The sequence below is a fragment of the Actinomycetota bacterium genome (genome assembly GCA_035536535.1).
In the GTDB taxonomy this organism is placed as follows: Bacteria; Actinomycetota; JAICYB01; order JAICYB01; family JAICYB01; genus DATLNZ01.
On record DATLNZ010000133.1, the window covers coordinates 1 to 6,850 of the forward strand.

6 protein-coding genes are annotated in these 6,850 nt (G+C 69.9%); 1 reads left to right on the top strand and 5 read right to left on the bottom strand.

Features of this window, described 5'->3' with window-relative positions:
- Positions 1-66: 66 nt before the first annotated feature.
- Positions 67-1,260 (top strand): ZIP family metal transporter, encoded by a 1,194-nt coding sequence (locus VNE62_09165; GenBank protein ID HVE92449.1) that lies wholly within the window; start codon positions 67-69, stop codon positions 1,258-1,260.
- Between the two features lie 83 nt (positions 1,261-1,343).
- Here VNE62_09165 and VNE62_09170 read toward each other — a convergent pair whose 3' ends face one another.
- The 5 genes from VNE62_09170 to VNE62_09190 all read right to left on the bottom strand — a co-directional run.
- A complete protein-coding gene (locus tag VNE62_09170) occupies positions 1,344-2,915 on the bottom strand; it encodes a hypothetical protein (GenBank protein HVE92450.1) in 1,572 nt (523 codons plus the stop codon).
- A gap of 153 nt (positions 2,916-3,068) precedes the next feature.
- On the bottom strand, positions 3,069-4,265 hold the full coding sequence (locus VNE62_09175) for an acyl-CoA dehydrogenase family protein (GenBank protein ID HVE92451.1): 1,197 nt from the start codon (positions 4,263-4,265) through the stop codon (positions 3,069-3,071).
- A gap of 20 nt (positions 4,266-4,285) precedes the next feature.
- A complete protein-coding gene (locus VNE62_09180) occupies positions 4,286-5,674 on the bottom strand; it encodes an aldehyde dehydrogenase family protein (protein HVE92452.1) in 1,389 nt (462 codons plus the stop codon).
- Complete coding sequence (locus VNE62_09185; GenBank protein ID HVE92453.1) at positions 5,671-6,450, bottom strand: tRNA (adenine-N1)-methyltransferase; 780 nt, start codon at positions 6,448-6,450, stop codon at positions 5,671-5,673. The genes VNE62_09180 and VNE62_09185 overlap by 4 nt, the downstream gene beginning before the upstream one ends.
- Positions 6,447-6,850 (bottom strand): tRNA(Ile)-lysidine synthetase (locus tag VNE62_09190; protein HVE92454.1); only part of this gene is annotated, 404 nt, incomplete at its 5' end. The genes VNE62_09190 and VNE62_09185, both read right to left, overlap by 4 nt.

The following is a 6,850-nucleotide window of genomic DNA, read 5'->3' on the forward strand; positions in this document are numbered from 1 at the left end:
CCACCAGAGCGAGTTCGCCGAGCTGGGCTGGATGGGCAGCTTCGACGTGGTGGAGGGCCGGCCGGCGTGATCCCGAGGCCGCCGGCGTCCAACCCGCCCGCGCCCCGAGCGCGCTGGGTGGCGGGACTCGTCCCTCTGGTCCTTCTCGCCGGACTGGTCGCTCTGTTCCTGGTTGCCGACCCGCTGCGCAACCTGCGTGGCGACGCCCCTCCCGTCGAGGAGCTGACCATCACCCGTGCAGTCCTGGACGAACGCCCGCGCCGCATCGACCTGCACGTCACGAACGGGGGCCCGGAGCCGGTGACGGTGTCGCAGATCCAGGTGGACGGCGCCTTCTGGCCGTACAAGCTGGACGGCAGCAGACAGATCGACCGGCTGGGCTCGCGCCGCGTCCGCATCGACTATCCCTGGGTGGACGGCGAGACGCACCAAGTGGTCCTGCTGTCCTCCACTGGAGTGGCGTTCGCGCACGAGATACCGGTCGCGGTCCGGACGCCGGACGTCACGCGCTCCACGCTGCTCACCTTCACGTTGCTCGGAGCGCTGGTCGGCGTGGTGCCGGTCCTGCTCGGACTGCTGTGGCTTCCGTTCCTCAGCTCGCTTCGTCCGCGCTGGGTGAACTTCTTCCTGGCGCTCACAGCCGGACTGCTGGTCTTCCTGGGGGCCGAGGCCGTGCACGAGGCGCTGGAGGTGTCGGCATTGGTGCCCGGCGCGTTCCAGGGGTTCGGGCTGGTGGTCCTGGGCGTGCTGCTGTCCATCGCGCTGCTCTACGGCATCGGGGGGTGGATGCGCAGCCGGCGCGGATCGGCGTCGCCGTTCTACGTGGCGCTACTGGTGGCCCTGGGGATCGGACTTCACAACCTCGGCGAAGGCCTGGCCATCGGCGCCGCGTACTCGCTGGGCGAGGTCGGGCTGACGTCGTTTCTCGTGCTGGGGTTCATCCTGCACAACACGACCGAGGGGCTGGGGATCGTGGCTCCCCTGGCGCGAGAGCGTCCGTCGATCCGTTCGCTTCTGCTGCTGGGCGCGATCGCCGGAGTTCCCACGATCGCCGGCACCTGGATCGGGGGCCTGAGCTACAACCCGGCCGCCGCCGTGCTGTTCCTGTCGCTGGGGGCGGGCGCCATCTTCCAGGTGGTGGTCGAGATCGCCTCCATGATCAGACGGTCCGACGAGCCCCTGGCCGCCCCGTTGAACGCCGGGGGCCTGGCTGTGGGCTTGGCCGTGATGTACGCGACAGGACTTCTGGTCCCGGCCTGAGCCGGCCTCGCGTACCGCCCGAACCCGGGCGGCGTTCCGGCCCGAGCCCCGGGACGGTTGGGTCCCGGGGCTCGAGGGGAAGGTCAGCCGCGCCGGCGCAAAAAGCGCGGGCGGGCCAGCGTCAGCAGGTACAACAGAGCCACCAGGCCGGTGACCAGCGGCAGGGAGCCGGGGCTCTTCAGTGAGTTGGCGTTGCGGACTCCGGCCTCGGGCTGGCCCAAGGCGGCCTCCTCGAGACCCGGATCGCCCTCACCGTCGCCATCGTCGGCGGGGGCCGGATTGGACACGATGCTTCCGGTCTGCGGCTGGTCGGCACGGGTCGCGTTCGTGACGCCGCCGTTGCCGCTCTGCGCGTCCGAACCGGGGCCGACGCCGTTCATGGCCAGGATCGTCACGTTGCCGCTGGCGGCCGCGTTGATCAGCTGCCCTCCGGCGACGGCGGGGCCGCTTTCGGCGATCCCGTCCTGCTTGATCTTCAGCTTGAAGTCGTCGTTGAACGTCGTGTTCCAGGTGATCGGTCCGGCTGTGGAGTTGTTCAGGATCAGGTCGCCGACCAGAAGCGGCCGGTTGAAGTTGACGTTGTTGTTGACCGCGGCGTCCCCGCTCCGGGCAGAGTTGTCACCCGAGCCTCCGCCTTCGCCTGCTCCGGCCGCTCCGTTGCTCGCGTTGATGTTCAGGTTGCCGAAGGCCTTGGCGTCCACGGTCTGTCCCGCTGCGTTCGCGGCGCCGGTCACCGCCTCGCCGGACTGCTTGATCTTGATCCGGACGTCGCCGTTGATGATGACCGTCCAGATGATCGGGGTGTTGTCCCCTGCGCCGTTGACGGTGTTGTCACCGATCAGCGACTTGTCCCAGTTGACGGTGTTGTCGGCAGTGGCGTCGCCCGAGCGAGCGTCGTTGCCGCCACCGCCGGAGCGGTTCGTCAGATCGAGGTTGGTGTTGTTCAGGGCCTGCGACTTGACCTTGCCCTCGACCGCTCCCCGGATGTCGGCGGCCTCGGCCTGCGAGGAGTCGTCCAGCTCGAGCTCAACGTCGTCGTCGATGACGGTGGTCATGTTGCGCGGGGAGCCGCTGCTGCGCGAGACGGGCTGATCGGCGCGAGCCTTGGTGGCCTCCCTCGCGGCGACGCGGTCGCGGTAGGCCCTGCTGGTGCCGAGTCGGCGGGGTTCGGGCCGCGGGGCGGGCGCCGGAGCCGGCTTGGGCCTGACCTGCGCGCCCGCCGCTGCAACCTGGCTCTGGGGCTCGCCGCAGGAAAGCGCGGCTTCGGCACCCGTCTGCGCGGGTTGTCCGGGTACGGGAATCACGTTGTGGACGACCGTCGGCGCGCGTCCGGGAATGGACCTGGCGGAGACCGCTCCTCCCCTGGCGGGAGCGGCCGCACCGCGCTGCGGCGCGGGAGCCTGGCCTCCGCCTGCGGCCGGCTGCGGCGCGGGAGCCTGAGAGGCCTTTTTGCGGTCGGTCACCGGGCCCCCGTCATCGACGTCCTCCGGTTCGGGGGGCGGCGTCGGCTTTGGTTTGGCCGCCGGAGCGGGATTCGACGTCGCCGGGGGCGGATCCGCCGCGGGCGGGGACTCCTGGGCGGTCGCCCCGAGCCCGGACATGACTGCCATTGCGGCCACCGATGCGATCAGCAGCCAGCGGGAGATCGTCCTCATTTGTCTTCCTCCGGCCCCGAGGGGCCCTTTTTGCATGACGAAATCAACGTGGCCGGCGGCCACGGCTCACAATGCTATTCAAGTTGCACAGGTTTTACCAGTCAGAACAGGCCCTTGGGGGGCCGTCCGGCCCCGAAAAGGCAGGCCCAGGGCTCAGGCTGAGGTCAGCGCCCGGGAGATGACCAAACGCTGGATCTCGCTGGTCCCCTCGAAGATCGTGTAGATCTTCGCGTCCCGGTACCACTTCTCCACGGGGAAGTCCTTGATGTAGCCGTAGCCGCCAAGGACCTGGACCGCCCGCTCCGTCACCGACACGGCGATCTCGCCCGCCTTCAGCTTGGACATCGACCCTTCCGCCCGCGCGAACGTCTGGCCGCTCGCGGCCATCCAGGCCGCCCTATGCACCAGCAGCCGGGCGCAGTCGACCTCCACGGCCATGTCCGCCAGCTGGAACGCGACCCCCTCGTGCTGAGCGATCGGAACCCCGAAGGCGCGGCGGTCCTTGGCGTAGTCGACGGCGAACTCCAGCGCCGCGCGGGCGATGCCGACGGCCTGACAGGCAACCAGGGGCCGGGTGATCTCGAAGGTCCGCAGCGCTCCGGAGGTGCGCCCGCTGGACTGGCCGGTCCGCGCGCGCTCGAGCTTTCCCTCCAGGCGCTCCACGCCTCCCAGCACGTTTTCCACCGGGACGAAGCAGTCCTGCAGCAGGACCTCGGCGGTGTGCGACGCGCGGATGCCGAGCTTGCGCTCCTTCTTTCCCTGAGTGATCCCGGGGTGGTCCTTGGTCGAGACGATGAACGTGGCCTGTCCCCGGTGGCCGAGGGTGGGGTCGATGGTGGCGACTATGAGGTGGACGTCTGCTATGCCCCCGTTGGTCGCGTAGATCTTCTGCCCGTTGAGGACGAAGCCGTCCTCGACTCTCTCCGCCTTGGTGCGCAGGGAGGAGACGTCCGACCCGGCGTTGGGCTCCGTCACGCAGAACGAGGCCACGGCCGGCTCCTCGGGGGTGCCGAACATCCTGGGGGCCCAGGTTCCCAGTTGCTCGGGGGTACCCCCGGCGGCCAGAGCGGACAGCGGCAGGCCCGTTCCGAACAGGCCCAGGCCGATGCCGGCGCAACCCCAAAAGATCTCCTCCATCAGGATCGCCATCGAAAGGCCGCTGGGATCCTGCTGCGTCTGCATATAGATGTCCATGCCGTACAGGCCGATGTCCACGGCCTTGCGGAGGACGGGCCAGGGGAACTCCTCCGTCTCGTCGTAGTGCGGCGCGACGGGACGGATCTCGCGCTCGGCGAACTCGTGTCCCCACTTCTGAAGTTCCCGCTGCTCCTCGGTGAGAGCGAAGTCCATTGCAGCTCCTTTCGATGCCGTCAGCGCCGCAGGGTGGCCTCGCGCGTCGTGTCCACGAAAACGTCCTTGACCGTGTACACGTCGTCCCCGGCGAGGATCCCCGAGCGACCCAGCAACCTCCCCCGCTCCCAGTTGCTCAACCCGAGCTCCGGGCGTCCCCACGCCCATTGCCCGTCCACCCACCGCGTGAACCCGTTGCCGACGAACGGCGCGTCCACCGATTGAACGAACCGCTCAAACCGGACGGGGTCCGCCGTGAGGATACCGGCGACGAGCCGCGGGCTGTGGCGGTTCACGAGCTCCACGGCCTCCTCGTCGCCGCCCACCACGACCAGGGACACTTCCGGCGTCTCGTCCCACTCCCACTCCCGCGACAGGTCCTCGGGCGCGATGACGCCGGCCCCGGGAAACGCCGCCTCCTGCGTCACGTGAACCGTCGCGCGGGCCTCCTGCAGGGCCTCGACGGCCTGCCTGTGCCGCGCGCCGGACACGAGCAGCACGTTGAGCGTGTTGCAGACCTTGCGGTCAAGCGAGTTGACGATCGCGTTGCGCACCGCCGGCTCAGGCGCGTCGTCGGCCACATACAGCCAGCCGCCCCCCGTGCCGTGTGCCGAAGCCGGTATGCCGTGCTGCTCGGCCAGCGAAGCCAGAAGCCTCACCGTGGGACCGGACCCCCGGGCCACAGCCAGTCGCACCCGGCGCATCGTGAACAGCGCCTGAGCGGCGGCGTGCGTCCGCGAGGACAGCAGTGTCACCGCCGCCTCCGGGAGCCCGGCCTCTGCCAGCGCCGGACGCACCGCCGCGTCCATCAGCGCTTTGGCCGTGCCCAGCGCGGCGGAGCCCACCCGCATGACGCAGACGTTGCCTCCCCTGAGCACCCCGGTGCCGTCGGTGAGCACGTTGGGTCGTCCTTCGAACACGAACGCCACGACCCCCAGGGGGACGGCCCGCCTCTCAACGGTCCAGCCTTCGCCCTCGCGGCGGTCGAGCACTCTTCCGCGCACGGTGCCCGAGCAGGCCCAGCGGCGCAGTCCGTCCGCCATCGCGACCCTCATCGACGGTGAGGCGACCAGCCGTCCGGTCTGGCCCCCAGACTCCTTGGCGCGGGCCACGTCGCGCCCGTTGGCCTCCGCCACCTGCTTCCAGGCCGCGTCGTCCTCAATCAGGCCGGCACAGCGGACGAAGAACGCCGTCAGCCGCTCGTCGGACGCCGCGGCCACTTCGCCGAACGCCGCCTGGGCGGCCTCCACGGCCGACGCGGCGAGGTCGTGGTCGGCCTGCGGGATCACAAGCAGCTCGGACGTCGAGTGCACGGCGACCACGCGATCGCCCTCCCCAAGCTCGGGCATCGGAACCAGACGGTGCCCGACCGCCACCGGCGTTCCGGCCGGCACCTCGGGGGGGCTCATGGGGCGAGGCGTCGCACGACGGTTATAAACGCGGTGTGCGCGACCATCCGGTGATCCGGACGCACCGACAGCCCCTCGACGTTCCAGCCTCGCTGCAATGTCTCGAACGTCCGGGCCTCCGCCCAAGCGTCCGGAGTGAGCGCGTCCGCAAGCTTCTGGACCTGCGGCACCGTCGGCATGTAGCAGGCGAGGATCCCGCCGGGCCTCAGGCAGCGCCCGACCGTCGAGACCGCCCTCCAGGGCTCCGTGAGGTCGAGCACCGCCCTGTCCACCTCCACGTCGAGCGGGTCCTCGTAGACGTCGCCCATCCGGGCGTCGAGGGTCCCGTAGCCGGGGTCGTCCTCGGCGAATCGGCTGATGTTGGACATCGCGTTGGCATGGAAGTCCTCGCGGATGTCGAAGGTGTGGACGATCCCCTTCGGGCCGACGGCCCTCAGCAGGGCCAGCGTCAGGGAGCCGGACCCCGTCCCGGCCTCCAGCACACGGGCGCCGGGATGGATGTCGGCCTGGACGATGATCTGGCCGACGTCCTTGGGATAGACGACGGTCGCGCCCCGCGGCATCTTCAGGACGTAGTCGGCAAGCGTCGGGCGGAACACGGTCAGACGCCGGGCCAGCGACGAGCGGACCGAGCACCCCTCCGGCGAGCCGATCAGCTCGTCGTGCGGCAGCGTGCCGTGGTGTGAGTGAAACGACTCCCCCGGCCGCAGGGTGATCATGTAGCGTCTGCCGCGTCCGTCGATCAGCAGCACGAGCTCGCCGGCGCGCAGGTTCACGTTGCGACTGTTGCCGCGCGGCGCTTGCGCGTGAGCGTGAGCATCCGGCAGAACGCGCACCTGTCCCCGGGGGTGGGCATGCCGCACTCGGTGCAGGGGTGAAGGTCCGGACGCTCGGGCGGCTCGAACAGCGCCTTGCCGTGGTCTACGAAGCCGTTGTAAAAGGACGCCTTGGTGCCCGGAGAGGCCGATTCGAGCAGATCCAGCGCCTGCTTGTACTTCATCTGGGTGTTGCCGGCGACCAGCGGACACTCCTCGACCAGGTAGTCGATCCTCCGCAGGAAGGCGTAGCTGGCGGTTTCCTTCTCGGACAGCCGGTGCAGAGGCTTTACCTTCCTTATGAACCCGTTGCCGGCCTCAAGGACCGGTGACTGCCGGGCCAGGTACTCGGCGTCCCAGC

Bases quoted from the DNA above. Each gene is read 5' to 3' on its own strand.
- VNE62_09170 (HVE92450.1), bottom strand. From the start codon at position 2,915: ATGAGGACGATCTCCCGCTGGCTGCTGATCGCATCGGTGGCCGCAATG.
- VNE62_09175 (HVE92451.1), bottom strand. From the start codon at position 4,265: ATGGACTTCGCTCTCACCGAGGAGCAGCGGGAACTTCAGAAGTGGGGA.
- VNE62_09180 (HVE92452.1), bottom strand. From the start codon at position 5,674: ATGAGCCCCCCCGAGGTGCCGGCCGGAACGCCGGTGGCGGTCGGGCAC.